This window comes from Thermaurantiacus tibetensis, assembly GCF_015354055.1.
Taxonomy (GTDB): domain Bacteria; phylum Pseudomonadota; class Alphaproteobacteria; order Sphingomonadales; family Sphingomonadaceae; genus Thermaurantiacus; species Thermaurantiacus tibetensis.
In genome coordinates this window covers 428,791-454,904 of record NZ_JACHTM010000002.1, presented here as the reverse complement: position 1 = coordinate 454,904, position 26,114 = coordinate 428,791, and the positions used below count along the sequence as shown (strand labels likewise).

General features: G+C 68.7%; 20 protein-coding genes and 1 tRNA gene. 8 read left to right on the top strand and 13 right to left on the bottom strand.

What is annotated here, in order from left to right; all coding sequences use genetic code 11:
* Positions 1 to 3: 3 nt before the first annotated feature.
* Positions 4 to 2,268: a TonB-dependent receptor gene (locus H3H34_RS06765; protein WP_194744511.1), complete on the bottom strand. Its 2,265-nt coding sequence runs from the start codon at positions 2,266 to 2,268 to the stop codon at positions 4 to 6.
* Between the two features lie 363 nt (positions 2,269 to 2,631).
* On the opposite strand from H3H34_RS06765, the gene H3H34_RS06760 reads away from it, so the two are divergent.
* Complete coding sequence (locus H3H34_RS06760) at positions 2,632 to 3,936, top strand: polyhydroxyalkanoate depolymerase (protein WP_194744510.1); 1,305 nt, start codon at positions 2,632 to 2,634, stop codon at positions 3,934 to 3,936.
* 177 nt (positions 3,937 to 4,113) lie between these two features.
* Here H3H34_RS06760 and H3H34_RS06755 read toward each other — a convergent pair whose 3' ends face one another.
* Positions 4,114 to 5,931 (bottom strand): ABC-F family ATP-binding cassette domain-containing protein, encoded by a 1,818-nt coding sequence (locus H3H34_RS06755; protein WP_194751883.1) that lies wholly within the window; start codon positions 5,929 to 5,931, stop codon positions 4,114 to 4,116.
* A gap of 105 nt (positions 5,932 to 6,036) precedes the next feature.
* On the opposite strand from H3H34_RS06755, the gene H3H34_RS06750 reads away from it, so the two are divergent.
* The 6 genes from H3H34_RS06750 to katG all read left to right on the top strand — a co-directional run bounded on the left by H3H34_RS06750 (position 6,037) and on the right by katG (position 12,662).
* Entirely contained in the window at positions 6,037 to 6,375 is a 339-nt protein-coding gene (locus H3H34_RS06750; protein ID WP_194744508.1) for a PepSY domain-containing protein, read from the top strand.
* Between the two features lie 84 nt (positions 6,376 to 6,459).
* The gene (locus tag H3H34_RS06745; RefSeq protein ID WP_194744507.1) at positions 6,460 to 7,116 is read left to right on the top strand and encodes a response regulator transcription factor; all 657 of its coding nucleotides are present in this window, start codon (positions 6,460 to 6,462) and stop codon (positions 7,114 to 7,116) included.
* The gene (locus H3H34_RS06740; RefSeq protein ID WP_408033951.1) at positions 7,070 to 8,476 is read left to right on the top strand and encodes a sensor histidine kinase; all 1,407 of its coding nucleotides are present in this window, start codon (positions 7,070 to 7,072) and stop codon (positions 8,474 to 8,476) included. Before H3H34_RS06745 ends, H3H34_RS06740 begins: the two co-directional genes overlap by 47 nt.
* Before the next feature lie 93 nt (positions 8,477 to 8,569).
* Positions 8,570 to 8,644: transfer RNA gene (locus tag H3H34_RS06735), tRNA-Thr, on the top strand.
* Between the two features lie 112 nt (positions 8,645 to 8,756).
* The gene (locus tag H3H34_RS06730) at positions 8,757 to 9,305 is read left to right on the top strand and encodes a sterol desaturase family protein (protein WP_235945459.1); all 549 of its coding nucleotides are present in this window, start codon (positions 8,757 to 8,759) and stop codon (positions 9,303 to 9,305) included.
* Between the two features lie 1,149 nt (positions 9,306 to 10,454).
* Positions 10,455 to 12,662, top strand: coding sequence for a catalase/peroxidase HPI (katG, locus tag H3H34_RS06725; RefSeq protein ID WP_194744506.1), 2,208 nt, complete (start codon positions 10,455 to 10,457; stop codon positions 12,660 to 12,662).
* 57 nt (positions 12,663 to 12,719) lie between these two features.
* Here katG and H3H34_RS06720 read toward each other — a convergent pair whose 3' ends face one another.
* Positions 12,720 to 14,057 carry a vWA domain-containing protein gene (locus H3H34_RS06720; RefSeq protein WP_194744505.1) on the bottom strand — a complete coding sequence of 446 codons (1,338 nt, stop codon included), beginning with the start codon at positions 14,055 to 14,057 and terminating at the stop codon, positions 12,720 to 12,722.
* A complete protein-coding gene (locus H3H34_RS06715) occupies positions 14,054 to 14,785 on the bottom strand; it encodes a MerR family transcriptional regulator (protein WP_194744504.1) in 732 nt (243 codons plus the stop codon). Before H3H34_RS06715 ends, H3H34_RS06720 begins: the two co-directional genes overlap by 4 nt.
* A gap of 508 nt (positions 14,786 to 15,293) precedes the next feature.
* Here H3H34_RS06715 and H3H34_RS06710 point away from each other — a divergent pair.
* Positions 15,294 to 15,623 carry an Arm DNA-binding domain-containing protein gene (locus H3H34_RS06710; protein WP_194744503.1) on the top strand — a complete coding sequence of 110 codons (330 nt, stop codon included), beginning with the start codon at positions 15,294 to 15,296 and terminating at the stop codon, positions 15,621 to 15,623.
* 939 nt (positions 15,624 to 16,562) lie between these two features.
* Here the strand turns inward: H3H34_RS06710 and H3H34_RS06705 are convergent.
* The 9 genes from H3H34_RS06705 to hsdR are packed head-to-tail and all read right to left on the bottom strand — an operon-like array spanning position 16,563 to position 25,928.
* On the bottom strand, positions 16,563 to 17,429 hold the full coding sequence (locus H3H34_RS06705) for a DUF3883 domain-containing protein (RefSeq protein ID WP_328831466.1): 867 nt from the start codon (positions 17,427 to 17,429) through the stop codon (positions 16,563 to 16,565).
* The gene (locus tag H3H34_RS13285) at positions 17,429 to 18,031 is read right to left on the bottom strand and encodes a hypothetical protein (protein WP_207790809.1); all 603 of its coding nucleotides are present in this window, start codon (positions 18,029 to 18,031) and stop codon (positions 17,429 to 17,431) included. Before H3H34_RS13285 ends, H3H34_RS06705 begins: the two co-directional genes overlap by 1 nt.
* Positions 18,032 to 18,061: 30 nt before the next feature.
* Positions 18,062 to 18,526, bottom strand: a complete 465-nt coding sequence (locus tag H3H34_RS13280) for a PDDEXK family nuclease (protein ID WP_207790808.1) — start codon at positions 18,524 to 18,526, stop codon at positions 18,062 to 18,064.
* Between the two features lie 15 nt (positions 18,527 to 18,541).
* The gene (locus H3H34_RS06695) at positions 18,542 to 18,826 is read right to left on the bottom strand and encodes a GIY-YIG nuclease family protein (RefSeq protein ID WP_194744501.1); all 285 of its coding nucleotides are present in this window, start codon (positions 18,824 to 18,826) and stop codon (positions 18,542 to 18,544) included.
* Positions 18,820 to 19,020: a hypothetical protein gene (locus tag H3H34_RS06690; protein ID WP_194751881.1), complete on the bottom strand. Its 201-nt coding sequence runs from the start codon at positions 19,018 to 19,020 to the stop codon at positions 18,820 to 18,822. Before H3H34_RS06690 ends, H3H34_RS06695 begins: the two co-directional genes overlap by 7 nt.
* 19 nt (positions 19,021 to 19,039) lie before the next feature.
* Positions 19,040 to 20,266 (bottom strand): phospholipase D family protein, encoded by a 1,227-nt coding sequence (locus H3H34_RS06685; protein WP_194744499.1) that lies wholly within the window; start codon positions 20,264 to 20,266, stop codon positions 19,040 to 19,042.
* A complete protein-coding gene (locus H3H34_RS06680; protein ID WP_194744498.1) occupies positions 20,263 to 22,035 on the bottom strand; it encodes a restriction endonuclease subunit S in 1,773 nt (590 codons plus the stop codon). Before H3H34_RS06680 ends, H3H34_RS06685 begins: the two co-directional genes overlap by 4 nt.
* Positions 22,032 to 23,483 (bottom strand): HsdM family class I SAM-dependent methyltransferase, encoded by a 1,452-nt coding sequence (locus H3H34_RS06675; RefSeq protein WP_194744497.1) that lies wholly within the window; start codon positions 23,481 to 23,483, stop codon positions 22,032 to 22,034. Before H3H34_RS06675 ends, H3H34_RS06680 begins: the two co-directional genes overlap by 4 nt.
* Complete coding sequence (gene hsdR, locus H3H34_RS06670) at positions 23,484 to 25,928, bottom strand: EcoAI/FtnUII family type I restriction enzme subunit R (RefSeq protein WP_194744496.1); 2,445 nt, start codon at positions 25,926 to 25,928, stop codon at positions 23,484 to 23,486.
* Between the last annotated feature and the right edge of the window lie 186 nt (positions 25,929 to 26,114).

Genomic DNA, 26,114 nt, shown 5'->3' with positions numbered 1-26,114 from the left:
GGTCTAGAAATCGAACCCGATTTCGCCGCCGAAGGTGCGAAGCGGCCGTGCAGCCCCGAAGGTGAACAGCCCGGCCACCGGAAGAGCGGACTGAAGCCCCTTGTCGTTCAGGATGTTGCGCCCGAAGATGGACGCCCGCATCCGTGCCTTGCCCAGGTCGAAGAAGTAAGTGGCGCTGGCGTCGACGATGTTGCGCGCATCCGCAAGGCCACGCGGGTCATTGACCGTCGGGTCGAACCACGCGCCAACGATCGTCGTCTGATATTTGCCGACGTAGCGCCACGCAGCCGAGAGCACCAGTTCGCGGTCGTCGCCGCCGACGGGAAGCGTCCAGTCGCCGCCGATCGAGGCCGACCAGCTGGGCGTGCGCCGGAGGTCGCGGTTGGAAATGTCCGTCACCACGCCCCCGATGAGGCTGTTGAACCTGTCGTAGCGCGCATCGAGCCAGCCGACCGAACCATAAAGATTGAGACTATCGAAAGGAAGCGCCCGGAACTCGAACTCGATGCCCGAGATGGTCGCAGTGGCCGCGTTGGCGACGATCGTCTCTTGTCCCGCCGGGGGCGGCGCTGGCTGTACGATCTCCTCCTGCTTGTCGTTGTACTTGGTGATGAACCCGGCAAGGTTCATCGTCAGCCGGTTGTCGAGCCAGTTCGTCTTGAGGCCAAGCTCGTAGCTGTTGACGGTCTCCGGGTCGTAAGGGGTGTTGGCCGAGAAGGCGGTCTGACCCCGGCCGTTGAAGCCGCCCGCGCGGTAGCCACGGGCAAAGGCGAAGTAGGCGAGCTGCCCGTCTGCGAAGCGGTAGTCGATCGACGCCTTGGGCTGGAACTGCTCCCAGCTCGCCGAGGGCCTGGCGATGAACTGCGGCAGACCCGTCTTCAGATAGTCGTTGACGTAGTTCTTGTCGTCCCAGTTGTAGCGCCCGCCAAAGGTAATCCTGAGGGCGTCTGTGACCCGCCACTGCACGTCGCCGAAGATTGCCATGGACGAGCTGTTGTGATCGACCCGGTTGCCGCCGGTGGGCGGAAGCCCTGCGGCGAACTGAAGGAACGGGCCGAAGAAGGTGGTCTGGTCGAGCTTGTAGTTGGCGAAGAAGTAGTAGGCTCCCACGACGAAGTTCATTGTTGGCGTGATGTTGCCTGCTGCGCGGATCTCCTGGGTGAATTGCTTGTATTCCTGAACCCGCAGCGTGTCGAAGAAGTTCACCGAGGTCGAGTCGAAGTCCTGACGGACGCTTTCGTCGCTCGTGCGGTAGCCGGTGATCGACGTGATGACGAACCGGTCCGTGTCGATCTCGATGTTGGCGGTGAAGGCATCGCCCTTGTTCTTCGCAACACCCGGCACGTTGGTGAAGGTCTCGTAGAGCTGCGCCTCGGTCGTGCGGTCGCACTGGTTGCGAGGTGGCAGGAAGCCCGGGGGCAGCCCGGGAATGGGGGCACAGATGAGGTCGACGCCGGTGCGCCCGAGCGGGGTCGTGTCGATCTCGGACACCTCGTCCACCCGCTCGTAGATGAGCACCGCGTCGAGCGCGCCCCTCTGGATCCGCGCCGCGATGCCATACTGGTCGTAGTTCCGACCGCCATAGTCCCGGCCGAGGATCTTGTTGTCGTAGAAGTCGTTGGCCTGGTTGTGGAACCAGAAGGCCTTGAGGCTGAGAAAGTCGCCGATCTTGGGCAGGTTGACCACGGTGCGGACGTCGCGGCGGCCGTTGTCGTCGAAGGTGGCGAGCAGTTTCATGCCGAGCTCGCCGGTCGGCTTGCTGCGCCGGATGTTGATGACGCCGGCGGTCGTGTTGCGGCCGAACAGCGTGCCCTGCGGCCCGCGCAGGACCTCGATCGACTCGAAGTCGAAGAAGTCGAGGAGCTGGCCGGTGTTGGTTCCGAGGAAGACGCCGTCGACGAGCACGCCGACGGCCGGGTCGAAGCTCTTCTCAATGTCCTCGAAGCTGATGCCCCGGATGGAGATGGCGGCCGCCGAAGGGCCGGCGTTGACGGGGTCGATGACGAGGTTCGGCACCCGGCCGACAAGGTCGCGGATGTCGGGCGCGGCTGCGCGCTCGAGCTGGGTGGGCGGGATCGCCGAGACGGAAACCGGCGTGTCCTGGATCGACTCGGCACGCAGCGTCGCCGTCACGATGATTTCCTCGAGCGCGCTTGGAACCGCAGCGTCCTGCGCGGCCGCAGGCAGGGTGGCGGCGAGGCCGGACAGGAGCGTTCCGGCCCGCAGGAGCGCGCGCCAGGGCGCGCGGGCGAAAGCGTGAGTGCGCATGGACCTCTCCCTCATGGCCGGCCGTGCTCTTGTCGCGGGACCGGCGATTGCCGCCCGTCTAGCGTCGATTGCGGCGCTGGGTGCTCGCGAATCCGCCAGCCGTCACATTTCTGCAGCGCAGTGAAGCTTCCGCGCAACGGCCCTGCCCAGGGCGTTCACCACATCCGCACCGAAAGAGGGTGGACATCCGGTCATTCCTGCCCCACCTTCGGCAGAACGTTGGTGCGGCGCAGGCCGGGCGAGGATCCTTGCCGGTTTCCCGCACCGCAACAGGGGTCGGCGCGTCTGCCGGGCTTCGGCCGGCCGCGAGGGTCGGCGAGCGGGCATGCGCGCCGGCCACAAGCGAGCCGGAAGTCTGAAGGCATGCTCTACGACGCCTACGAAGTGTCCCGCGGCTGGTTCGCCGGCGCGACCGCCGCTGCCCGGATCGGGTCGGGCTGGATGACGAGCTTCCTGAACCCGCTGGCCTACACGGGTGGCGCGCCGGTGGCCGCGGCCGCGCTCGACGTGTTCGCTCACGCCATGAAGCCGCGCGGCAAGCCCGCCTTCGGCCTCACCGAAACGGTCATCGACGGCTGGCGCGTGCCAGTCGAGGAGCGGATCATCGATCGCCGCCCGTTCGGCCAGCTGAAGCACTTCGCACGACCCACGGTCGAAAGCTACGACCCGACCGTCCTCGTCGTCGCCCCCATGTCGGGCCACTATGCCACGCTGCTCCGCGGCACGGTCGAGCGGCTGCTCCCCAACCACGACGTCTTCATCACCGACTGGCGCGACGCCAAGCTGGTGCCGCTTGCGGACGGCCTCTTCAGCCTCAACGACTACATCGACTATCTCATCGACTGGATTGCGCTTCTCGCCGCGCGTGGCGAGCGCCCGCACGTGCTTGCCGTCTGCCAGCCCTCGGTGCCGGCCTTCGCGGCCGTCAGCCTCATGTCCGCCGCCGGTCACCCGGGCCGGCCCTACACGCTCACCATGATGGGCGGGCCCATCGACACCCGCGAGGCCCCCACCGCCGTCAACCGCCTCGCCATGGAGCGGCCGCTCGCCTGGTTCGAGCAGAACGTCATCACCACGGTGCCGCTGGCCTACCCGGGCCGCGGCCGGCGCATCTACCCCGGCTTCCTCCAGCTGGCCGGCTTCATGGCCATGAACCTCGGCAACCACCTCGTCTCCCACTGGGAGATGTTCAAGCACCTCGTCCAGGGCGACGACGAGAGCGCCGAGGCCACCAAGCGCTTCTACGAGGAGTATCTCTCCGTCTGCGACATGGACGCCCGCTTCTACCTGCAGACGGTGGACGAGGTGTTCCAGCGCCACCTCCTGCCCAAGGGCCAGTTCGTCCACCGCGGCTTCCGGGTTGACCCCGGCGCCATCACCGACGTCGCCCTTCTCGCGATCGAAGGTGAGCGCGACGACATCTCCGGGCTCGGCCAGACGAAGGCCGCGCTCGGCCTTGCCCGCAACCTGGACTCCCGGTGCAAGGAATATTTCATGGTGCCGGAGGCGGGCCACTACGGCATCTTCAACGGCCGCCGCTGGCGGGAGATCGTGGCGCCCGTCGTCGAGGACTTCGTCCGCCTCCACGGCGCGCGCGCGCCGCTGCACCGGCCCGGCCCCTCGCTCCTGCCGCCCCAGGAGATCCCGCCGGGCGCCGAGTTCGCCTGACGGCATGCGGGGGGCCTCGAGGCACGAAGGGGAAGGGAGGGGACGCCTGCGGGCGGCCCGGCGCCGGCCGCGTGCGCGGGGAGCGGACGCGGGGACACGCCGACGGGGGCGGCCGGCGGGCGAGGGCTTTGGGCGGGGGTGGCGGTCTGGCGGGGGCGCCGCGCGGGGGCAGCGGTGTCAGCCGCCGAGCGCCTCGGCCTTCGCGGCAACCTCCAGCCACCGGTCCTCGGCGCGGGCGAGTGCCGTGCGCACCGCGGCCAGTTCCTCGCCCAGCACAGCGAACCGGTCGGGCGCGCGGCCGTAGAGGCCCGGGTCGGCAAGCTCCGCCTCGAGCCGGTCGCGAAGGGCCTCGAGCCGGGCGATCTCGGCCGGCAGCCGCTCGAGGTCGTGCCGGTCGCGGAAGGAGAGCTTGCGCCCCTGCTCCTGTGCCCCCGCCCGCGCCGCGGACGGGGCTGCCAGGGAAGGGCCAGAGGCAGGCGGGGCCGACCGGCGCGGGGGCGGCTCCTGCGCTCTGCCCTGCTGCAGCCGTTCGAGCTCGGCGTGGCCGCCGGCCACCAGCTCCACCTTCCCCGAGCCGTCGAGGAAGCAGGTCATCGTCACCGTCCGGTCGAGGAAGTCCCGGTCGTGGCTGACGAGGAGCACCGTGCCCTCGAAGTCGGCGATGACCTCCTGCAGGAGGTCGAGCGTCTCGAGGTCGAGGTCGTTGGTGGGCTCGTCGAGCACGAGGAGGCTCGCCTCGCGGGCGAACTCGCGTGCCAGCAGCAGCCGCGCCCGCTCCCCGCCGGAGAAGCTGCCGATCTTCGCGTCGAGCGCGTCGGGCGGGAAGAGGAACTGCTTGAGATAGCCCCGCGCATGGGTGCGCACGCCTCGCACCATCACCCAGTCGCTGCCGTCGGCAAGGACATCGCGCACGCGCTTCGCGGGGTCGAGAAGCGCGCGCTGCTGGTCGATCGCGATTCCGGTGAGGCCTGCCGCGCGCCGGATCGTGCCCGAGTCGGGCGCAAGGTCCCCGGTCAGGAGCCGCAGCAGCGTGGTCTTGCCCGTCCCGTTCGCCCCCACGATCCCGATCCGGTCCCCGCGCAGGATGCGAATCGAGAGGTCGCGGATGACAGTGCGGCCGCCGAGCGTCTTCGAGACGCCCTCGGCCTCGATGACCATGCGCGCCTTCGCCTCGTCGGCCTTCAGCCCGAGCTTCGCGACCCCCGGTGTCCCCAGCATCGCCCGGCGCTCGGCCCGAAGGGCCTCGAGCTTCGCGAGCCGGCCCTGGTTGCGGCGGCGCCGCGCCGTCACGCCGCGGTGCAGCCACTCGAGCTCCTGCGCGAGCTTCTGGTCGAGCCGCTCGGCGGCGCGCGCTTCCTCGGCCAGCACCTCCTCCGACCAGGCCTCGAACCCGCCGAAGCCCACCTCGCGGCGCCGCAGCCGGCCGCGGTCGAGCCACAGGCACGCGCGCGTCAGCCGGGAGAGGAAGGCACGGTCGTGGCTGATGACGACGAAGGCGCCAGCGTAGCGCGCCAGCCACGCCTCAAGCCAGGCGATGCCGGAGATGTCGAGATGGTTGGTGGGCTCGTCGAGGAGCAGCAGATCGGGCGCGCTCGCAAGCGCGCGGGCGATGGCGGCCCGCCGTCGCTCCCCGCCCGAGGCGGTGGCCGCCGGGCGGCCGAGATCGAGGCCGAGCTGGTCGGCAACGGCGGCAACCGCGTGCGCCGGCGGCGCGCCTGCGCCCGAAGTGGCGAAGTCGGCGAGCGTTCTGAACCCGTCCATGGCCAGGTCCTGGGCGAGCGTGACCACGCGTGCCGAGGGCCGGACGATGCGCCGGCCCCGGTCGGGCTCGAGGCTGCCGTCGAGCAGGCGGAAGAGCGTCGTCTTGCCGGCCCCGTTGCGGCCGATGAGGGCGAGCCGGTCGGCCGGGCCCACCTGGAGCGACAGCCCGTCGAACAGGAGGCTTCCTCCCTGGCGGAGCGACATGTCCTCGAGGGCAACGAGCGGTGGCGCCATGGTCGGCCCCGTGGCACGAAGCTCCAGCGCCTGCCAAGCCCGGCGCGGCGTGTGCCCGCGGCCAGTTCAGAGGGTGTTCACGGCCCTGGCCGCAGCAGGAGAGCCATGCGACCGAGCCGACTCATCCTCGCCGTGCTGGTGGCCGGGGCTGTACTCCCCGTGGCCGCGCCGGCCGGGGCCGAGGAGCAGGGTGCCGCCGCGATCGGGCGCGAGCCGGCCCGGCCGGTGAGCGACCAGGACATGGCCCGCACCGGACGCGAGCGGGGCGAGATTCTGCCGCTCGACGTTCTCATGAGCCGGGCCCAGCGCTATGGCCGGGGGGATTTCCTCGGGGTGGAGACCGGCAGCTTCGTCTACCGGTTCAAGTTCCGCCGCCCGGCGGGCGAGGTGGTGTGGGTCGATCTCGACTCCCGGTCCGGCAATCTGGTGGCGCTGCGGCAGTAGCGGCGGCGGGCAGCGGGGTTCGCAGGCGGGAGGCGGAAGCCGGGAGAAGGCGCGGGGACGGAGGAAGGGGCGGAAGGAGGCAGCATGCGCGTTCTGGTCGTCGAGGACGAACCCACCCTTGCCCGGCAGCTTCGCCGGAACCTCGAGGCGGTCGGCTACGCCGTCGACCAGGCCCCGGACGGCGAGGAAGGCCTGTTCCTGGGCGAGACCGAGAACTACGACGCGGTGGTGCTCGACCTTGGCCTCCCCGAGATCGACGGGCTCGAGGTGCTGCGCCGGTGGCGCGCGGCCGGCCGGCGCATGCCCGTCCTTGTGCTGACCGCGCGGGACAGCTGGTCCGACAAGGTGACCGGGCTTGACGCCGGTGCCGACGACTATCTCGCCAAGCCCTTCGAGACCGAGGAACTGGTGGCCCGCCTGCGCGCCCTCATCCGCCGCGCCAGCGGCAACGCCTCCGCCCAGCTGACCGCAGGCGACGTCACCCTCGACACCCGCACCGGCCGCGTGACCAAGGGCGGCGAGCCGGTCAAGCTCACGGCGCAGGAGTACAAGCTTCTCTCCTACCTCATGCATCACAAGGGCAAGGTGGTCTCGCGCACCGAGCTCATCGAGCATATCTACGACCAGGACTTCGACCGGGACTCGAACACCATCGAGGTCTTCATCACCCGCATCCGGAAGAAGCTTGGAGCAGATCTCATCACCACCATCCGCGGTCTCGGCTACAGCCTCGAGGGCTGAGCGCCGGCCGCGCCTGCCCGGCTCGATCAGCCGGCGCATCCTCCTCCTCTCGCTCGCCTGGATCGCCGGGCTCACCCTCGTCGGCGGCCTCGCCCTCGACCGGCTGATGACGACGACCTTGGTGCGCAACTTCGACGCCCAGCTCGCCGAGACCCTGCCGATCATGATCGCCGCAGCCGAGCTCGACCCCTGGGGCGACGTCAGGTTCAACCGGCCGCCGGCCGAGCCGCGCTTCGAGGAGCCCTACTCGGGCCGCTACTGGCAGGTCTCGGCCAAGGGGAAGAGCGACTTCCGCTCGCGCTCGCTGTGGGACCGCACGCTCGCGCTCGACCTCGACAAGGCATGCCTCACGCTGTGCACTTCGCGCGACGAGAGCTTCGAGGGCGAGCCGCTTCGGCTCGTCGAGCAGGATGCCATCATCCCCGGGTCGCCCACCGTCTTCCGCTTTGCCGTCGCCGCCTCGGCTGCCACGCTCGATGCCGAGATCGCCATCCTGCGCCGGACGCTCTGGCTGGCGCTCGGGGCACTCGCCCTCGGGCTCGTGGCGCTGGCTGCGCTCCAGGCCGGCGTTGGCCTGCTGCCGCTTCGGCGGATGTCGGCCACCATCGCCGACATTCGCGCCGGGCGCCTCGCCCGCGCGCCCGAGGCGGGTGTGCCGCCCGAGATCGCGCCCCTTGTCGCCGAGCTCAACGCGCTTCTCGACCACAATGCGGCGATGACCGAGGCCGCGCGGATGCACGCCGGGAACCTTGCCCACGCCCTCAAGACGCCGCTCTCGGTTCTGCTCAACGAGGCGGCGGCAGAAAGTCCGGATCTGGCCGCCACCGTCCGCCGCGAGGCGCTCGCCATGCGCCGCCACATCGATCACCACCTCGCCCGCGCCCGCGCCTCGGCCAGGCGGGCCAATGCCCAGGCCCGCGCGCCAGTGTGGCCAGTGCTCGAGCGGCTGCAGCGCGCCGTCGGCCGCATCTACGCCGACCGCGGCGTCGTCATCGACATCGCCGGCGACCGCGGTGCCAGCTTCCGCGGCGAGGCGCAGGACCTCGAGGAAATGGTTGGGAACCTCGTCGACAATGCCGCGAAATATGGCGGCGGGCGGGTGTTCGTGACGGTCGCCAAGGCGGGCGAGCGACTCCTCGTCACGGTCGAGGACGATGGCCCGGGCATTCCCCAAGGTGTCGAGCGGCACCTGTTCGAGCGTGGCGCCCGGCTCGATACCCGCCAGCCCGGCACCGGCCTCGGCCTTGCGATCGTGCGCGACATCGCCGGCATGTACGGCGGTTCGGTGAGCCTTGCCCGGAGCGAGGATCTCGGGGGCCTGATGGTCGCGCTCGACCTTCCTGCCGCACCTGGCGCCTGAGGGTGCCGCACGCTTGTGCCTCCCGCGCTTGCTTGACAGGCGGGGCACCGTTCGGCCAAGGGCGCGCGTCCGCCGGTTGGCCGGGGCCGGGCTGCTGCCGTAGCTCAGTGGTAGAGCGCATCCTTGGTAAGGCTGAGGTCGCGAGTTCGATCCTCGCCGGCAGCACCAGCCATCCACTGTCGACCGGCAGGGTGCAGCGGCAGGGCGCGGCCGCCGCCGCGGGCAGGGTGCGGCAACCCGGGTCTGGAAGCCTCCCCTCCAATCCTCTAGGGCTTGAGCCATGCAGGTGTTTCACGGCGACATGCCCGTCTGGGCCGGGCTTCTGGTGGCGCTGTCGACCACGCTTTTGATGGAGCTCGTCGCCATCGTCTCCCACCGCTACGTGATGCACGGCGTCCTCTGGTCGCTCCACAAGTCGCACCACGAACCGCGCACCGGCCGGTTCGAGAAGAACGACTGGTTCGGCGTCATGGGCGCCATCCCCTCCATCTTCCTCATCTTCGCCGGCTCGCTCCTCGGCTGGGGCGATCTCGCCACCTGGATCGGTATCGGGATTGCCGGCTACGGCCTCATCTACTTCGGCTTTCACGACATCATCGTCCACCGCCGGATCGAGACGGGGTACGTGCCCCGCTCGGCCTACATGAAGCGGATCGTCCAGGCCCACCGGCTGCACCACGTCGTCCAGTCGAAGGAGGGGACGGTGAGCTTCGGCTTCCTCTGGGCGCCGCCCATCGAGGAGCTGCACCGCCAGCTCGAGGAGAACCGGCGGAAAGGGCTTGCCGTCATCCGCCAGAGCCCGGTGGGCCGGGGCATGGCCGACGCCTGACTGCGTGCCAGCCCCGGCTGGAGCGAAGGCCGAGCCAGCTGGGTTGCCGGGGGTCAGGGCGTAGGCCCGAGCGGGGTGGGGCGAGCGGACGACCAAGCGCCGCGACCTCCCTGGACCAGACCTGGGCAGCCCTTTCCGAACGGCGCCCCCCTCATGCGGCGGACACGGCGGAAGCAGCAGCTCCTCGCAGATGTCGCGATCGTGGTTGTAGAGTCCGGAGGAAGTCCTCCGGGAACGGCCTACAGGGCCAAGCCACGGGCGTCTGGCGTGGTGGCGGGACGGCGACACTCCGCGCGCTCGCTGCTGTGCGCGGGCGGGCGCTCGGCTTCGGCCTCACTGCGGGCAACAGCTCCGACATCCGGGGCGTGGGCCTGCCCATGGCGCGACAATCGGCATGAAGGGCGACACGTCGACCGGGGCGACAGCGCCAATCGCATCCACGACACCCTGCACGGGCAGGGAGCAGTCACGGCAATCCTCGGCGCACGCGATCAAAGGCGGCCCTTCCCGCGTGACGCACGCGGCGACAAGCACCGGGGTCGCGTCCACGTCATGCTCTGCCGCCTGACGGAATGGGCTTCGTCGCCCTTCGGGTCCGCCGCATCGCCACTCGCCATGACGGGCTGGGCGCAGCCTCCCGCGCGAATGGCCAGGCTCGCTTGCAGCAGACTGCGGCTGCCCCACCTTGAGCCCACGACCCAAAAAGCCGCGAACTGGGGAATTCATCCGCCCGGGCAACACAGGCGGACGATGAGACCGGGGGTGTTGCAGGGTCCGGAGATCGCGGGCTCGGCAGCCCGAGGGAGGCGGGCCTCGAACTTCGCGGAGGTTTCCACGAAGGGGCCGGGGTCTGGGCTCTAGGCCAGGAGGACCCGCAGCACCGCGCCGGCGCGCACGACCACCGGCGGGATCGCCAGATCACCGGCTTGGGCTCCCGGGATCGGGAGGGGCACCAGCGCATCCTTCGTCTTCGAACCGAAACCCGGAGCGATCAGGGCAGCTGATGCCCGCCAGTCGCAAGCGCCATCGGCCGATGACCGCCAACATCATGGCCTTTTTCGATGACTCTGTCTCTGTCAATCGATTGGACAGATGAGAGTCAATGGGCGAGAAGACAGCTCCTCAAGACTCGAAGGAGGAGGAGCACCGATGAATATCGAAGCGACCTGTCCGATGGGCCGAAGCCAGGGCACCATCCTCTACACCGTTGCCAACAAGCTCTGGTGGCCGAACCAGCTCGACCTTTCCATCCTGCACCAGAACCCGCCGGCCGGGGACCCGTTCGGCCCCGCCTTCGACTACCGCAAGGCCTTCCTCAGCCTCGACCTCGCGGCCGTCAAGGCCGATATCAAGGCGCTCATGACCCAGTCGCAGGCCTGGTGGCCGGCCGACTGGGGCCACTATGGCCCGCTCTTCATCCGCATGGCCTGGCACGCCGCCGGCACCTACCGCATCCATGACGGGCGCGGCGGTGCAGGCTCGGGCACGCAGCGCTTCGCGCCCGAGAACAGCTGGCCCGACAACGCCAACCTCGACAAGGCGCGCCTCCTGCTCTGGCCGGTCAAGGCCAAGTATGGCCGCAAGCTCTCCTGGGCGGACCTGCTGATCCTTGCCGGCAACTGCGCCATCGAGAGCATGGGCGGCAAGACCGTGGGCTTCGGCGGGGGCCGGGCCGACATCTGGGAGCCCGAGCGCGACGTGTGGTGGGGCCCGGAGACCGAGTGGCTGGGCGACCAGCGCTACCACGGCGACCGCGAGCTCGCCAAGCCGCTCGCGGCGGTCCAGATGGGGCTCATCTACGTGAACCCGGAAGGCCCGAACGGCCGGCCCGACCCGATCGCGGCGGGCCGCGACATCCGCGAGACCTTCGCCCGCATGGCCATGAACGACTATGAGACGGTGGCGCTGACCGCCGGCGGCCACACCTTCGGCAAGTGCCATGGTGCAGCCCCCGCGGCCGGCAACGTCGGGCCCGAGCCCGAGGCCGCGCCGATCGAGGCGCAGGGCATGGGCTGGCTCAACAGCCATGGCACCGGTCGCGGCCCCGACACCATCACGAGCGGCATCGAAGGCGCCTGGACCAACAACCCCACCCGCTGGGACAACGGCTATTTCGAGAACCTGTTCCGCTACGACTGGGAGCTGACCAAGAGCCCGGCAGGGGCCTGGCAGTGGACTCCGAAGAACCCCGAGGCCGAGGGCACCGTGCCCGACCCGCACCGCCCCGGCGTGTTCCACAAGCCCATCATGACGACCGCCGACATGGCCATGCGGATGGACCCGGCCTACGAGAAGATCTCGCGCCACTTCCTCGCGCACCCGGAGGAGCTGACCGAGGCCTTCGCCGAGGCCTGGTTCAAGCTGACCCACCGCGACATGGGGCCCATCACCCGCTACCTCGGTGCCGAAGTGCCGAAGGAGCCGCGGATCTGGATGGACCCGGTGCCGCCGGTCGACCATCCGCTGGTCAACGCGAGCGACGTGGCGGAGCTGAAGCGCCGGGTGCTCGCCTCGGGCCTCTCCGTCTCGCGCCTCGTCAAGACTGCCTGGGCCTCTGCCGCCACCTTCCGCGGCTCCGACCGGCGCGGCGGCGCCAATGGCGCGCGCATCCGGCTTGCCCCGCAGAAGGACTGGGCGGTGAACGAGCCCGCCGAGCTTGCGAAGGCGCTGAAGGTGCTCGAGGGCATCCGCGAGACCTGGAACGCGGAGGCGCCGGGCGGCCGGAAGATCTCGCTGGCTGACCTGATCGTGCTCGCCGGTTCGGCCGCGGTCGAGTCGGCGGCGAGAGCTGGCGGCCATGACGTCGAGGTGCCCTTCACGCCGGGCCGGACGGATGCGACCGAGGAGATGACGGACGCGGCCTCCTTCGCCGTGCTCGAGCCCTGGGCCGACGGCTTCCGCAACCACCTCGGGCCGCGGCCGGAGGGCGCGCCCGACTGGTCGGCCGAGGAGCTCCTCGTCGACAGGGCCCAGCTCCTCACGCTGACCGCGCCCGAGATGACGGTGCTGGTGGGGGGGATGCGGGCGCTCGGCGCCAACGTCGGCGACAGCCGCCACGGGGTGCTGACCGAGCGGCCGGGGGTGCTCTCGAACGACGTGTTCCGGAACCTCCTCGCCGCCTCGACCGCGATGCGCTGGGAGGCGCTGCCCGACGGGACCTTCGTCGCGAAGGACCGGGCAACCGGCGAGGCGAAGTGGACCGCGACTCGCGTTGACCTCATCTTCGGCTCGAACGCCCAGCTCCGCGCGCTCGCCGAAGCCTATGCCGCGGACGACGCCGAGGACATGTTCGTCGACGCCTTCGTCAAGGCCTGGGTCAAGGTGATGGAGCTCGACCGCTTCGACCTCCACGCCTGAGGCCGCGGCCCCGGTGGCGGGGGGCGGCAGGGCCGCCCCCCGCCCTGCCGTCAGGGCCTAGCGCTCGTCACGCGGGCGGCGCGAATCCCGCCCTTGCATGATCTTCCGGCGCAGGAAGCCGGGCTTCACGGCCTCGAGGTCGAGCGAGAAGACATCCTCGGCATCCCCGGACTCCGCCAGGCGGGCCATGCGGGCGGCAGCACCATAGAAGGCCTCCTTCGCCAGGCGCTCGCGCTCGCGGCGGCGCCCCAGCGCCTCGAGCGCGGCAAGCGAGGCCTCGAGCCACGGCTGGCCCTCGGCAGCTTCGCGGGCCTCGGCGAGGAGCCGGTCCACTTCCGCCCAGTCACCCAGCCGCGCGGCAGCGGCTGCCGCCGCCTCGATCCGGGCGAACCGCACTTCCCCGGCCCGGCGGGCAACGAGTGGATCCTCGGCGACCGCCGCGAAGGCGGCGGGTGCGAGCACGGGGAGCGCGAGCAGCCGCGCCCGGGAGACCTGTTCCCGGCCGTCCGAGTCGAGGAACGTGACTTCCCCCGAAAGGAGCGGCACCGGCCCGGCCCCGGCTTGGGGCACGCAGGCCGCCGGCACGCGCAGCCGCACCACCGCCCAGGCCTCGCTGCCGTGGGCGACATCGGGCAGGCGCCAGCCGTCGGGCCCCTCCCCGAGCGCGTTCAGCATCTCGCAGGCGATGCCAGGGCCGGGGCGCAGCCGCAGCCGCACCCGGCGGGCCGCCAGCGCCTGGAGGAGGTCGAACTCCTCCTCGAACGGCTCGGCAAGGTCGGCCGCTGTTTCGCCATAGCGGGCGATGCCGCCGCCAGCGGCCGCCATGGCGTGCATCAGCTCCTCGTTGAAGTGGCGGCCGAGGCCGTAGGTGGAGGTGGAGACCCCGGCTTCGGCCATCTTCCGGCAGTGGGCGGCGATCCGGTCCGGGTCGGTCAGCCCATGGTTGGCGCAGCCGTCGGAGAGGAGGAGGACGCGGGCGACATCGGCCTCGGCAACGGCGCGCGCGGCCTCTTCGGCGCCGGCCGCCCAGCCGGCGTGAAGCGCGGTGGAGCCGCCCGCCTCGATCCCGGCGATGGCAGCGAGAATGGAGGCGCGCTCGCCCACGGGGCGCGAGGGCACGGGCACCTGCACCTCGTCGTCGTAGGTGACAATGGCGATGCGGTCGCGCGGGTCGAGCCGGGCCACCATCTCGGCCGCAAGACGCTTCGCCTCGGCGAGCGGCTGGCCTGCCATCGAGCCCGAGCGGTCGATGACGAGCGCGAGGTCGAGGCGGCGGCGGTGGCCGCCCGCTTCGGGAGCGGGGGCTGCTTCGGCACGCGCCAGCACCTCGAGCGCGTTGTCGAGGCCGGCGAGCAGCGCCGGGCGGCGGGGCTGGAGAGAGAGGGTCAGGGTCATCGCGGCGGTCCTTCCTTTGCCGGGGTGGGGGAGACGAGAGCGGCGGCGACCGCGCGGCCGATGGCCTCGGCCTCCGTGGCAGTGATGCGGCGGAGGCGGTCGCGGTCGATGAGCACGGTGAGCCAGGGGGCAATCTCGAGGCAGGCGACCTCGCGGCGCGTAAGGGCGCCCGGGTCGGCACCGATGGCAACCAGCACGGCCGGCAGCTCGGCGCGGAGGCGGGCGCGAGCCGAGAGGAGATCGCGCATCTCGTCCCACGGCGAAGCCGGGGACGGCGGGAGAGACGCAGCGAAGGCCTCCCCCTTCGCGGGCCGATCCATCGCCCGGAAGCGCCGCGCGAGCGCGAGCGCCGCGTTGTCCGTCGGCTGGCCGGGGATGAGGGCAAGAAGCTCCGCCTCACCCAGCCCGCGCAGATGCGCGGCGATGTGGTCGAGCGGCCAGCCGTCGGCGAGGAGGACGCGGGCGGCCAGAAGCTCGAGGAGGTGGCGGAAGCCGTAGATGCCGCCGCGGCCCGTCTCGGGGTTGGTGCGCGTGGGGCTCAGGATGCCGCGGCGCAGATAGTCGCGGACGAGGCGCTCGGAGATGCCGTCCTCGGCCGGGGGGCGGCCGCGCAGGCCCGGCGGCCGGCCGATGCCGAGAAGGTCGGCGAGCCGGCTTGCAAGGCGCGCGAACTCGGGGAGCTGGCCCTCGAAGCCGGCGTGGAGGCGGAGATCGGTTGCAAGACCCATGGCGCGAATCTGGGTCTGACGTCTAGAAATGTCAAGACGCTTTCCTATGTCATGTCACGGGCGAGCCCGCGAGCGCGGCCCGCGCGGCCCGCAGCGCAGGGCCGCGGGATGTCGTCCCCGATGCCTGATCGGCGTCACTCTTTGTCGGTGGAGGTTGTCTGGCCGAGGTCAGGCGTCCTGACCGGTGCCGCGCCGCAGCGGCCGGCCGCGTTCCGAACGCTGGCTGTGGCAGCCGCACGCGGCGAGAACCCCGAAGGCGGGACCGTGCTCGCGCAGGAGCGTCGGAGCATGCGTCACCCCACCCCCGAGACGTCGCGCCTGCCGCGCGCACGGACGCCGTGCTGCCGCTTGCCGGCACCGAACCCTGGTCTCCAGCCATGCACTGGCGTATCTGGATACACGCCGTCCCAGTGGCCTAGCCTCTCCCCTGGCTCCAAGCTGTCCTGAATCATGCCCCAAACGCATGCAGGTGTATGGACTGCTGCGTGGACAGGCGGAGGCGCGGGGCATGGGCAGGCGGCTTTCGGCACGGCGAGTCGAGACCGCGGCCGAGGGCTGGCACTTCGAGGGGGCGGGCTCGGGCCTCGCGCTCCGGGTGCGCGGCAACGGCCGCCCCTGGGTGCTCCGGGTCCGCATGGACGGCCGCCAGCGTGACATCGGCCTTGGCCGCTGGCCCGACGTGTCCCTTGCCATGGCGCCGCGGCGACGTCATCGCCTTTTTCGCAAGGTCAGAAGCCGCGCGTGCCTGCAGGGCCGGACACCGCAGCAGCCGCCGCGGATCGCGAAGCCGAGCGCCCTCGTCTTGGCGTATGAGCGAGGGGGCAGACGCGCCCCGTGAGGGGTCGCGCATCGACGGCGTCGTGGCCCTCCCGAGATTCCATGCCGCCGGGCCAATCCGACCTCGAGGGAGACGCGGACAGAACCCAGCGCGGCGCCTCGCCTGGCTCCGCGTGCCCCGCTCTTTTCAGGGTCATGGGCGCAAGGACAGGCAGCCGTTTCGCAGCCCCATCGGCCGAAGTCTCCGGACCGCCGCGTTCCCGCGCGGGAGACCGGACGCACGCCTGCTTCCGATCGCGCGGGCCCCGTTGGAGACGGTCGTGCTAGCCTCCAACCGGTCCGCAAGCGCCAAGGTCCCGAGGCGCCAAGTCCATCCTCGGGGACGCTTTCCAAGGACCGATCGGACCTTCCAGCGAGGCCCATGGTCTCGCCTCTGGGCCGTTCAGCCTAAGGTTCGGAGCATCGTCATGCCCCCCGGTAGCCGCGCTCCGGCTCTGAAAGCGCCGCCATGGAACCCATTGACAATCGGTTCCCCCGAAGCTCTTCGCCCGACACCGCGCCTTCAGGACGTCCAGTCCCGCACCAGTCCTGCCCAAGTCCCGCGCCTGTAGGGAACCCTGTCCCGGCCCAGTCCCGCGGCAGAGTCCTAGTGAATACAGAATATTTCCGATTAGTCAGCTAGTAAGACTGCACGGGCGCGTGCCCACGGTGTGACCATCCCCGGTAGAATCGACTGAAGGTCGTCCTATACGCCCCGGTTTTCGAGCCACGATCGAGGCGGGTTCAGGTCCACGAGGGCGTACCGCAGCCGCGGCCGCAAGATGTGGTTCCCGGGCTCTGCGAACGCCGAACGGGTTCCTACGCCAGGAACGTTGCTGACGCCTGTTCCTCCCAGCCGAGCCCGTCCGTTTCCCCACCTCGCAAGCCGCCCGCGACCCGGGCCTTGACCGCCCAACCCGTGGGCGCGCAACAGGGGCCGGGCCGGCAGCTTGGCCCGTCGTCAGTGCCAGCTGGCCATGAAGCTCGCAGGCGTAAGCGACACATGCGCATCGAGCGGCGGGCGGATTTCGAACGCCCTCGGATCGCGGCTGAAGTTCCACAGCCGCAAGAGACACCATTCGGCCCGCCGCTCGTCGGCGACGGCCAGTTCGTTGCGGCTGATATGAAAGGGTGTGCGTTCCCAGCCGTTGGTCGTCTTTACCTCGATCAGCCGGGCGCGGCCGTCGAGCTCGAAGCTGGCGATATCGAAGCCAGCGCCGTCTCCCTCTTCCTCAGCCACCCATCGCACCTTGCTCGCAAGGTCCTGGCGGCCGTGGGCGCTCAGATTGGCGCGTTCGTGCAGAAGCACCCGTTCTTCCCCCGCCCGGGCCAGCACCCGGTTGCGCGCATCACGGCCGGCCACGTCGAACTTCGCCGCCAGCGCACTCATCTGCTCGAGCTCCGGCGGCGGCGGCGTGTTGGATCGGGTGGGCGGTGGGCCGATCCAGAGCATGGCCCCCTCGGAAACGGCCGCGTGCATGCCATGGGGTCGCGCTGCCGTCCGCTCCAGCCATTGCGGGTTGCGCGCCAGCCAGCGCACCACTGCATCGACGAGCGACATCTGGAAGTTGAACGCCGGCTTGTAGCCCGGGATCCAGTCCTCCCCCAGGCCCTTCAGGACGGCGCTGATGTTCTGGTGCTTGAATTCGATCGAGCCCTTGCTCCGGCCCATCCGCGCCTGAAGCGCCCGGTTGTGCTCCGCCTTGTTGTAGGGCCGGCCCGCCACATCGTCGGCCAGCATCGCGAAATAGTCGGCGACGATGGCGTCATTCTCGGCCTCGGACCAGTCAGAGCCGTCCGTTCCGGTGCTGGATGATGCCCTCGCCACTATCCCACCTTGTCGAAATCGGGAAAGGCCAGCTTCAGGCGCTCGATCGTGTGCCGCCATTTCGGCGTCTTCGGTGCGCAGACGGTGTTCTGATTCCCGAAGAACCCCGGTTCGTCGATCGCGCGCTCTTCTGGAACGGTCACCGCCCATTGCACTGGAACGAAGTACTCGGACTTTTCAGGGTCATCCACATGCTCGCGGTGGTAGGAGGCGCCGTTCAGAACCTCCAGCGCTGGCATCATCTGGCCGTCCGGGCCGGGGAGCTCGAAGTCTCGCGCGCGCACCGGCGGGCCTGTCACTTTGCCGACGCCTACATAACCCTTCCCGGGGATTCTGACCCAGACTCGGTCGCCTTCCTTCAGCAGGTTGAGCGTGCCGCTGTACCAAGGGCCGCCGCCACCGCTGATAAAGCCGAAACGTCGGGCCTCCTCCCAGTTTCGGTGTTCCGGGCTCCCAAAAGACACATGGTATTCGCCGTTCCAGGGTTCCGTCTCACTCTTCCTGCTACCTGAGGAGGCCGCAAGCTGGGTGTCCACGGGGTCCAGCAGCCAGGCGCGGCTGAGCAGCTGTCCTTCCCCGGAGTCGAACACCTGGAAGCACATCACATTGATGGGAATGTCGCGCGCATTCAGCTAGCCGACGATTCGCTTGCTGCTGGCGTCCAGTTCCGCGGCCACGATCACGATCTGGTGGCTTTGGTTCAGGCTCTCCTCGTCCAGCGGCTGACCGAAGCGGGCCTGAAAGTCGGTCGCAAGGTTCCCGCCAGGCTTGAAGCGCCCATAGATCTGGGCAAGCGCCTGCGCATCCAGTTTTTCCGCCCAGGCGGCATAGTCGATGGCGTGCGCGACCACTTCGCGTGGCGTCCTGCCCTTCTTCAGTTCGATCAGGATCGCGCTGCCATCGGGCGCCAGGGCGAGCAGGTCGATCCGGCCGCCATGCCCCGTTTCTTGCTGCCGGCCGATGATCATCCACTCGGGCGACAGGATCGCTCGCTCGGCAACGATCATGCTTTCCAGCAAGGCTTCGCTGGCGATCTCTTTCTTCGGAAGGGGCGCAGGGCCTTGGCCGACGCGCCAGATGCTGTGGTGAATGGGCATGGGATCGCCGTCCGTTCAGGTTCGCTTGGCCTTGTTCCAGGCGGGATTGAGGCACCGGACCAGGCGCGCTTCCGCCGCCCGGCGGTCTGCGCGCGTGCTGCAAAAGCGGGTGAACCAAAGGTCGATCTGGTTTCCAGCCTTGGCCGCCTTCAGGATCGCGGCGTTGATCCGGCAGTTGGTCGGCTGCCCGCCTTTGAAGCCGTTCCGCGGCGACACATTGCCATAACCCCTTGGCCCCCAGCGCTGGCCGACATGATCGCATTCGCCAGCATAGACGGGGAACTGGTCGACGGTCAGCACATAAAGCCCGGGTTCGCTGCGTCCCCGGCCGATGCGGAACCGGCAGCAGGGCCCCTCACCAGAGGCGTGAACGGCAGCTGATTGACGTTTCGATAGCGCGCCTGCGGGAACAGTTCGAGCGGATTGCCACAGTTCTCCCGCTCCGGCTCGATCGAGCCGATGTGCTCCATCTCGAGACAGCCGATCTTCCGCAAGACCATCCTGCTTCTCCGGTTATTGCCGCCTGATCCGCTTTCTCGAGAACAGGATGAAGGAGCCCGAGTCCGGCGACATCTCGGGAAGCGCCTCGAACATCTCCCTCTGCGGCAACAGCTTTCGCTCCGGTTCAGCCCGGCCGGCTGCTTCAAAGCCGACCACCGGGCTCCACCGCTCTTTGCCCGCTTCGTCCGTCAGAACCTCCGGGCCGAGCAGTGGCTCCCACGTCGCTGCCTCCCGCTCGAAGCGATATTCGAAGCGGCTCTTGAGCTCGCCCCCGATTTGCGCGCGGACCTGCTGCTTGCCGGGGCTGAGCGTTGGGCGGAAGGGGCGAGACGTGGGCGTGAGCACCGGGCTGCGGCTGTCTCCGATGAACCAGTCGGCCTTCACTTCCGCCGAACCGGCATCGGAATCGATCGCCTCGACGTTGCCGACGAGAGACGTGGCCGCGTTCTGGAGACTGACCAGCGCACCGCTCGGCGAGGAGGGCAGGTGCGGGAAGAGGTGCAGGTGAACCTCGGTCTCGATGGCCTTCACCTCCTCGATCCGCCGGTCGAGTTCGAAGTAGATCCGTTGCCCTGGGCCAGGCCGGGCGCCGGGTGCCGCTTCTGCCAGAAGAATGATCGTCCGGCGGTTCTCGCCTTCGCGCGGCACGGCGCCTGTCTCGATGCGCAGCTGGTCGAGATAGTCCGCGTACCAGCGCGCATAGGCCTCCTTCATCGTCGTGTCGTAGGGCACCGCCTGGCGGAAGCTTTCGGCGACGTGGGCTCGCAGATCGGCGAAGACCGGTTCAGACGCGCGTCCCTCGATCAGCAGGCCTGCCTCTCCGTTGAGGCCGCGAAGGGCAAAGCCGGTCAGATTGTGCGAGCCGACGAGGGCGGCCGCCAAGCCATCGGCCATGTCGAACAGAAAGACCTTGCTGTGCAGCATCGGGCGCATCCGCGCGAAGGGGTGCTTGCGGCCGCCCGTCTTGCGGGTGTGACCGAGGTGCACGCGCGCCGCCTGTGCGGAGAGGCCGGCCCCGATCAGCGTGTCCAGAGCTTCGAAGGCCTGGAAGGTTGCCGCGCCCAGCACGAGGCGCGAGATCCTGCCCGCGGATGCGGATGTCCGCAGCGCATCGATGCCGTCTGGGGTGGCGAAGCCGGAGACGATCTGCGCCTCCCGGCAGCGCGCCAGCCGGTCGCGGATCATCGTGTCGACCCGGGTCTGCGGATGGGCGTGCAGAAGCGTGACGGTGACGCTCATTGCGCGGCTTCCCGTTCGGCAGGGGCGGGGGCGAGGGCCTCGTGCAGCAGGGCGGACAGCAGGCGGGTGCGGGTGGTGCTGGCGGTGACAAGGGCGGCTTCCAGTGCGTCGCAGAGCGCCATCAGCTCCTCCACCTTCGCCACGATCCGCCGCTGCTCGGCAAGTGGCGGGAGGGGGACAGGGATCGTCAATGCCTGAGCTTGGTTGAGTTTGGCTCTCGTTGCGCCCATCACCCTGCCGGAGTAGTCGAACACATTAAGATAATGGGCGACGAACTCTGGCAGGACCAGCACCGGTTGGAATACATGAGCATGGTTGTTCACCCAGCAGCGACCCCTGATGACATATGCCTTTGCGCGGAGCGGGTCGTCAAACGGAACGCCATCTTCACCAAGTAAGACAAACTCACCATCGAACAGGAAGTCGTCGATCCACCCCTGCTGCTGCGTGGCGCCGTAATAGGGAAACAAATCTCTCTGGTTTCTTCCTCTTATCCGGGCATCTCGCTCGGCCCCGTTCACGGGCACACGGCGATGGTCGAGACAGAACGTCACTTCCGCCAAACATGCGCACGCCCAATTAGTGGGCAGCCTAGAGTCAATCTCTGCCTCAACCCCTGCCCATGAAAGCTTGTCCGGCCTATGCTCCCCCGCCTTCACCAGCCGGGCCTTTTCGGCGGCGATGCGCTTCAGCAGTTCAGAGGCCGGTTCGTCGTTCGGGTCCTGCGGCACGAGTCTGCCGCGGACGGCGAGGTTGAGGATGGTCTGGCGCAGGGCCTTCACCTGGTCGGGGCGGGTGGTGAGGGGGCCAAGCGCATCGAGCGCGAAGCGGGCCGGGCCGGGGCCCGCGCCGCAGGCCGGCGCGGGGCCGGCGGTGCGGGGCTGGCCTTCGACGTCGGCGGCGGGCGGGGTGGCGGGTTCCTCCCCTTCGCCTGCCGGCTGGGGTTCGGGCGCGGTGAGGCGGGCGAGCGTGGCGGCGGTGAAGCGGTCGCGCGTCGCCTCGCGCGCCTGCCGGGCCGCCTCCAGCCGGTCGAGCAGCGCCATCAGCTCCTCCACCTTCGCCACGATCCGCCGCTGCTCGGCAAGTGGCGGGAGGGGGAAAGGGAGGACAGCGAAATCGGCATCGTTGATTGCCGGATAAGCCTGGCCGCGCTGACTTTCTTCAACGCACTCCACCATGAAGGGGCTGCGCAAGACGATCCATATGTATCGCGGCTCCACCAAGCCGTGGCCGTTCAGAACTGCGAACGCAGTGCTCGCAATAGGGGTTGGGTCAAAATCTTGGTCCAGAACCGCGACATTCAGCAAGTATGGGCGCACGCAAGAATAAAGAACGTCTCCTTTTCTGACAGCCTTGCGAGCACGACTTGGGGCTCCATCCTTCGATAAAATCTTCGGATTGGCGACGACCCCGACTTCTTTGTTGATAGAGGTTACGTCGATATAGGTGAAATCACGGTCGGGGACGCGCTGACCGCGGTCACTGGCAATCTCGCGTATGCGGACCCATCGCCAGTTGGCCGGCAACACAAATGGATCATCATCAACGGGTGGCAGCGCCTTCGCCTTGCTAATCTCTCCAGCCTTCACCAGCCGCGCCTTTTCGGCGGCGATGCGCTTCAAGAGTTCGGAGGCCGGCTCGTCGTTCGGGTCCTGCGGCACCAGCCTGCCCCGCACGGCGAGATCGAGCACGAAGCGGCGCAAGCGCGCGATGGCGTCGGGCGCATCCGCCACCCGCTCGTAGAGCGCCAGAAGGCGTTCGGCGTTCATCGGATGAGCGCCTCTTCGAGGATCGCCTTCAGCCTGGCGCGGAGCGCCGCCACCTCGCCCTCGGCCCGGTCGAGCTCGGCGAGCAGCGCTTGCGGGTCGCCATGGTCACCGGCGACGGTGTGGGGGTTTCTGATATCCAGGTTGTAGCCGCGCGCCCTGACGTCTTCCGCGCTCACCTTCCAGGCGCGTTCGCCCTCGGCCCGCCCCTCGCGCGCCGGGCCGCCCCACCAGGCCGCGCAGTCGGCCAGATGCTCGAGCCGGATCGGTTTCGTCATCGAATAGGCCTTCTGGCCTTCCGGCACCCGATGTTCCCAGAACCAGATGGTCTCCGTCGGCCTGCCCTTCTCGAAGAACAGCAGGTTGGTGCCGATCGAGGCATAGGGGCGGAACACGCTGTTGGGCAGGCGGACGATGGTGTGGAGGTTGCATTCGGCAAGGAGATGCTCCTTGAGCCGCGTCTTCACGCCTTCGCCGAACAGCGTGCCATCGGGCAGCACGACCGCGGCGCGGCCGCCGGGCTTCAGCAGGCGGATGATGAGCGCCAGGAACAGGTCCGCCGTTTCGCGGGTGCGAAAATGGGCGGGGAAGTTCGATTCGATCCCGTCCTCCTCCTTCCCGCCGAAGGGCGGGTTGGTGAGGATGATGTCCACCCGGTCCTTCGCCTCCCAGCTGATGTAGGGGCGGGCGAGCGTGTTGTCGTGGGCGATGAAGCTCGCGTCCTCGATGCCGTGCAGCAGCATGTTGGTGGTGGCAAGCATGTGGGGCAGCGGCTTCTTCTCGGTGGCGCGCAAGGATGCCTGCATCCGCGCCTCGTCCTCCGGGCGCTTCACATATCTGGCGCGCATGTGGCGGATGGCGCAGGTGAGGAAGCCGCCCGTGCCGCACGCCGGGTCGAACAGGATCTCGCCGGGCTTCGGATCGATCTGCTGCACCATGAAGGCGGTGACGGCGCGCGGCGTATAATATTCCCCGGCGTTGCCGGCGGACTGAAGATCGGCGAGCAGCTGTTCGTAGATGTCGCCGAAATGCTGGCGATCGGCGAGGTTGTTGAAATCGATCGCCGAGATGCGGTTCAGCACCTGGCGCATCAGCTGGCCCGATTTCATGTAGTTGTAGGCATCCTCGAACACGCCCTGGACGAGGCGGTGTCGGGCGGAGGCGACGGTGGGAAGCGCCTTCAGGCGCGGAAACAGGCGATCGTTGACGAAGGCGAGCAGTGCCTCGCCGGTCAGCCCTTCCGGATCGGCGGCCCAGGCCCGCCACTGGAGATCGGGCGGAATGGGCGAGCTGTAGTCATCGCGCAGCAGTTCCAGTTCCTGATCCTGATCGTCGATGATCTTGAGGAAGAACATCCAGGCCATCTGGCTGAGGCGCTGGGCATCGCCATCGACGCCGACGTCCTTCCTCATGATATCCTGGATCGCCTTGACGGTGGTGCGGACGGACATTCAGGCGACCTCTTCGTAAAGCTGGGACTGGAGCTCGCGGACGGCGGAATCAAAGCCGGCGCGGCCGCCGAACGCCTTCACCAGCTGCACCGGTGTGCCAAGCGCATTCAATGGCGCCAGGCGCAGGATGTTGGTATCGTCGAGGGTGAGGATGCCTTCGTCGGCATATTTGTCGAGGAGGGCCGCCAGCACGGCGCGGGCCTGCTCGCCGTGGCGGGTGAAGGCGTCCCGCTTCTTCACCTGCTCGGCGCGCTCGCGGCGGGTGAGGGGTTTCGCGTCGAAGGCGATGTGGCAGACGAGATCGAAGGGATCGAGATCCTTGCCGAGTTCGGCGGCGATGGCGTCGAGCGGAAGGCCTTCGGCCGCCAGTTCTTCCAAGAGCGCCTGCTTGCGCTGTTCGCCGTTCCAGCGCTTGAGGAAGGCATCGAGGCTCGCGAAGTGGCGGCGAAGTGCACGGCGGGTGAAATCGCGGAGCGATTCGGTGATGAGCCTGCCGTTCTCGTCAAGATACTCGACCCGCTCGGCGACGATGGTGGCGGAAACGCCATCGACATAGATCTTGGGGCGCCGGCCGGTGCCGTCGGGCATCGGTGGAGCCTCGCCATCGACGATCACTTCGTCTGGCGAGGGTTCGGCAGGAATGGGGCCGTCGGGATCGTCGGCATCGGCCCAGGGCGCGGCATCGGGCGGGGTCATGGGATCGCCGGGGCCGGGTTCGTAGATCTGCACCGGCTCCCCATCGAAGGCCGGGTCGGCGAAATGGCTGGTGGCGCCGCGGAAGTCCATCAGGGTGAAGTAGAATTTGCGGCTGTCTTCGTGGACGCGGGTGCCGCGGCCGACGATCTGCTTGAACTCGGTCATGGAGCCGACCTCGCGGTCGAGCACGATCAGGCGGCAGGTCTGCACATCGACGCCGGTGGAAAGAAGCCGCGAGGTGGTGACAAGGACGGGCCAGGGGCTTTCGGGATCGATGAAGTTGCCAAGCTCGCGCTGGCCATCGGGGTCGTCGCCGGTGATGCGCATCACGTAGCGGCTGTTCTGGGCGACGAGGTCGGCGTTCTCGTTGACAAGCGCCTGGCGCATCCGGCTCGCATGTTCCTGGTCGACACAGAAGATGATCGTCTTCTGCATCCGGTCGCCGCTCTCCTTCAGGAACTCGGTGACCTTGACGGCGACGAGCTTCGTGCGCGCGTCCAGCACGAGGGTGCGGTCGAAATCCTTCACGTTGTAGATGCGATCCTCGACCGGATTGCCGTCGCGATCGAGCTGGCCCTGTTCGGGGCGGTAGCCGAAGTCGCGGTCGATGTGAACCTTGATCACCTTGTAGGGAGCGAGAAAGCCATCGCGGATGCCCTGCTTCAGCGAGTAGCTGAAGACCGGCTTGCCGAAATAGGCGATGTTGGACGCATATTCGGTTTCCTTGGGCGTCGCCGTCAGGCCGATCTGGGTGGCGCCCGAGAAATATTCGAGGATTTCCCGCCAGGCGGAATCCTCGGCTGCGCTGCCGCGGTGGCATTCGTCGATCACGATGAGGTCGAAGAACCCGGGGGAGAACTCCCGGTAGAGCTTCTGCCGGTCCTCCGGCCCGGTGATGGCCTGGTAGAGGCCGAGATAGATTTCGTAGCTTGTGTCGATCAGCCGAGAAGGGCTCACGGCGGTGGTCAAGTCGGTGGTGGTGCCATCGGCGCGCTCGATCGTCTTGGCGCTGGTCGAGAGCTTCGCCATTGCGGGGCCGAATGGCTTGAAGTCGTTCACCATCGTCTGGTCGACGAGGATATTGCGGTCGGCCAGGAACAGGATGCGCTTCTTCGCGCCGGCCTTCCACAGGCGCCAGATGATCTGGAAGGCGGTGTAGGTCTTGCCGGTGCCGGTCGCCATCACCAGCAGGATTCGCTTCTGCCCCTTGGCGATGGCTTCGACGGCGGCGTTCACGGCGCTCACCTGATAGTAGCGCGGCTCCTTGCCGGACCCGTCGTCGAAATAGTTCTGGAGGACGATGGCTTCCGCTTCGTCCGTAAGCCCTTTCCAGATGCGGTAGCGATGCCAGAGTTGGGCGGGGCTCGGGAAAGCATCGGCTGCGAGCGTTCTTTCCCTTGGCCCTTCGGCGATGGTCCGGTCGTGAAAGACGAAGCCCGCGCCGTTGGAGGAAAAGGCGAAGGGGATGCCGAGAGTTTCGGCATAGTCGAGCGCCTGCTGGATCCCGTCTCCGACCGCATGGCTGCCGTCCTTCGCTTCGATGACGGCCAGGGGAATGTTCGGCTTGATGTAGAGGATATAGTCGGCGCGCTTGCCCTTGCCGCGCGAGACGAGCTTGCCGCGAACAATGATCCGGCCCTTGGTGAAGGAGACTTCCTGCCGGACCTGAAGAGCGAGATCCCATCCGGCGGCGACCAACGCTGGCGTGATCCGCTGGGTGCAGATATCCTGTTCAGAGAGCGCCGCCATTCTTCGCCGATTGTTACCAGCTTGGCGAACACCGGCAAGGCAAGGCTTGCTAGCGCGCTGGACAGGGATGGGCTCGCTTTGCCGCCCGTCGCGTCCTGTTGTCGGCCGGGAACGATGGCGCTCGCTGAAGCGTGGCCTGCCATGCGTTCACCGATTCACGGGCGTGCCAGATATAAGAAGGATTGT

Coding starts and splice junctions, on each gene's coding strand:
- H3H34_RS06765 (WP_194744511.1), bottom strand. CDS start 2,268: ATGCGCACTCACGCTTTCGCCCGCGCGCCCTGGCGCGCGCTCCTGCGG.
- H3H34_RS06760 (WP_194744510.1), top strand. CDS start 2,632: ATGCTCTACGACGCCTACGAAGTGTCCCGCGGCTGGTTCGCCGGCGCG.
- H3H34_RS06755 (WP_194751883.1), bottom strand. CDS start 5,931: ATGGCGCCACCGCTCGTTGCCCTCGAGGACATGTCGCTCCGCCAGGGA.
- H3H34_RS06750 (WP_194744508.1), top strand. CDS start 6,037: ATGCGACCGAGCCGACTCATCCTCGCCGTGCTGGTGGCCGGGGCTGTA.
- H3H34_RS06745 (WP_194744507.1), top strand. CDS start 6,460: ATGCGCGTTCTGGTCGTCGAGGACGAACCCACCCTTGCCCGGCAGCTT.
- H3H34_RS06730 (WP_235945459.1), top strand. CDS start 8,757: ATGCAGGTGTTTCACGGCGACATGCCCGTCTGGGCCGGGCTTCTGGTG.
- katG (WP_194744506.1), top strand. CDS start 10,455: ATGAATATCGAAGCGACCTGTCCGATGGGCCGAAGCCAGGGCACCATC.
- H3H34_RS06720 (WP_194744505.1), bottom strand. CDS start 14,057: ATGACCCTGACCCTCTCTCTCCAGCCCCGCCGCCCGGCGCTGCTCGCC.
- H3H34_RS06715 (WP_194744504.1), bottom strand. CDS start 14,785: ATGGGTCTTGCAACCGATCTCCGCCTCCACGCCGGCTTCGAGGGCCAG.
- H3H34_RS06710 (WP_194744503.1), top strand. CDS start 15,294: ATGGGCAGGCGGCTTTCGGCACGGCGAGTCGAGACCGCGGCCGAGGGC.
- H3H34_RS13285 (WP_207790809.1), bottom strand. CDS start 18,031: ATGTGCTTCCAGGTGTTCGACTCCGGGGAAGGACAGCTGCTCAGCCGC.
- H3H34_RS13280 (WP_207790808.1), bottom strand. CDS start 18,526: ATGCCCATTCACCACAGCATCTGGCGCGTCGGCCAAGGCCCTGCGCCC.
- H3H34_RS06685 (WP_194744499.1), bottom strand. CDS start 20,266: ATGAGCGTCACCGTCACGCTTCTGCACGCCCATCCGCAGACCCGGGTC.
- H3H34_RS06680 (WP_194744498.1), bottom strand. CDS start 22,035: ATGAACGCCGAACGCCTTCTGGCGCTCTACGAGCGGGTGGCGGATGCG.
- H3H34_RS06675 (WP_194744497.1), bottom strand. CDS start 23,483: ATGTCCGTCCGCACCACCGTCAAGGCGATCCAGGATATCATGAGGAAG.
- hsdR (WP_194744496.1), bottom strand. CDS start 25,928: ATGGCGGCGCTCTCTGAACAGGATATCTGCACCCAGCGGATCACGCCA.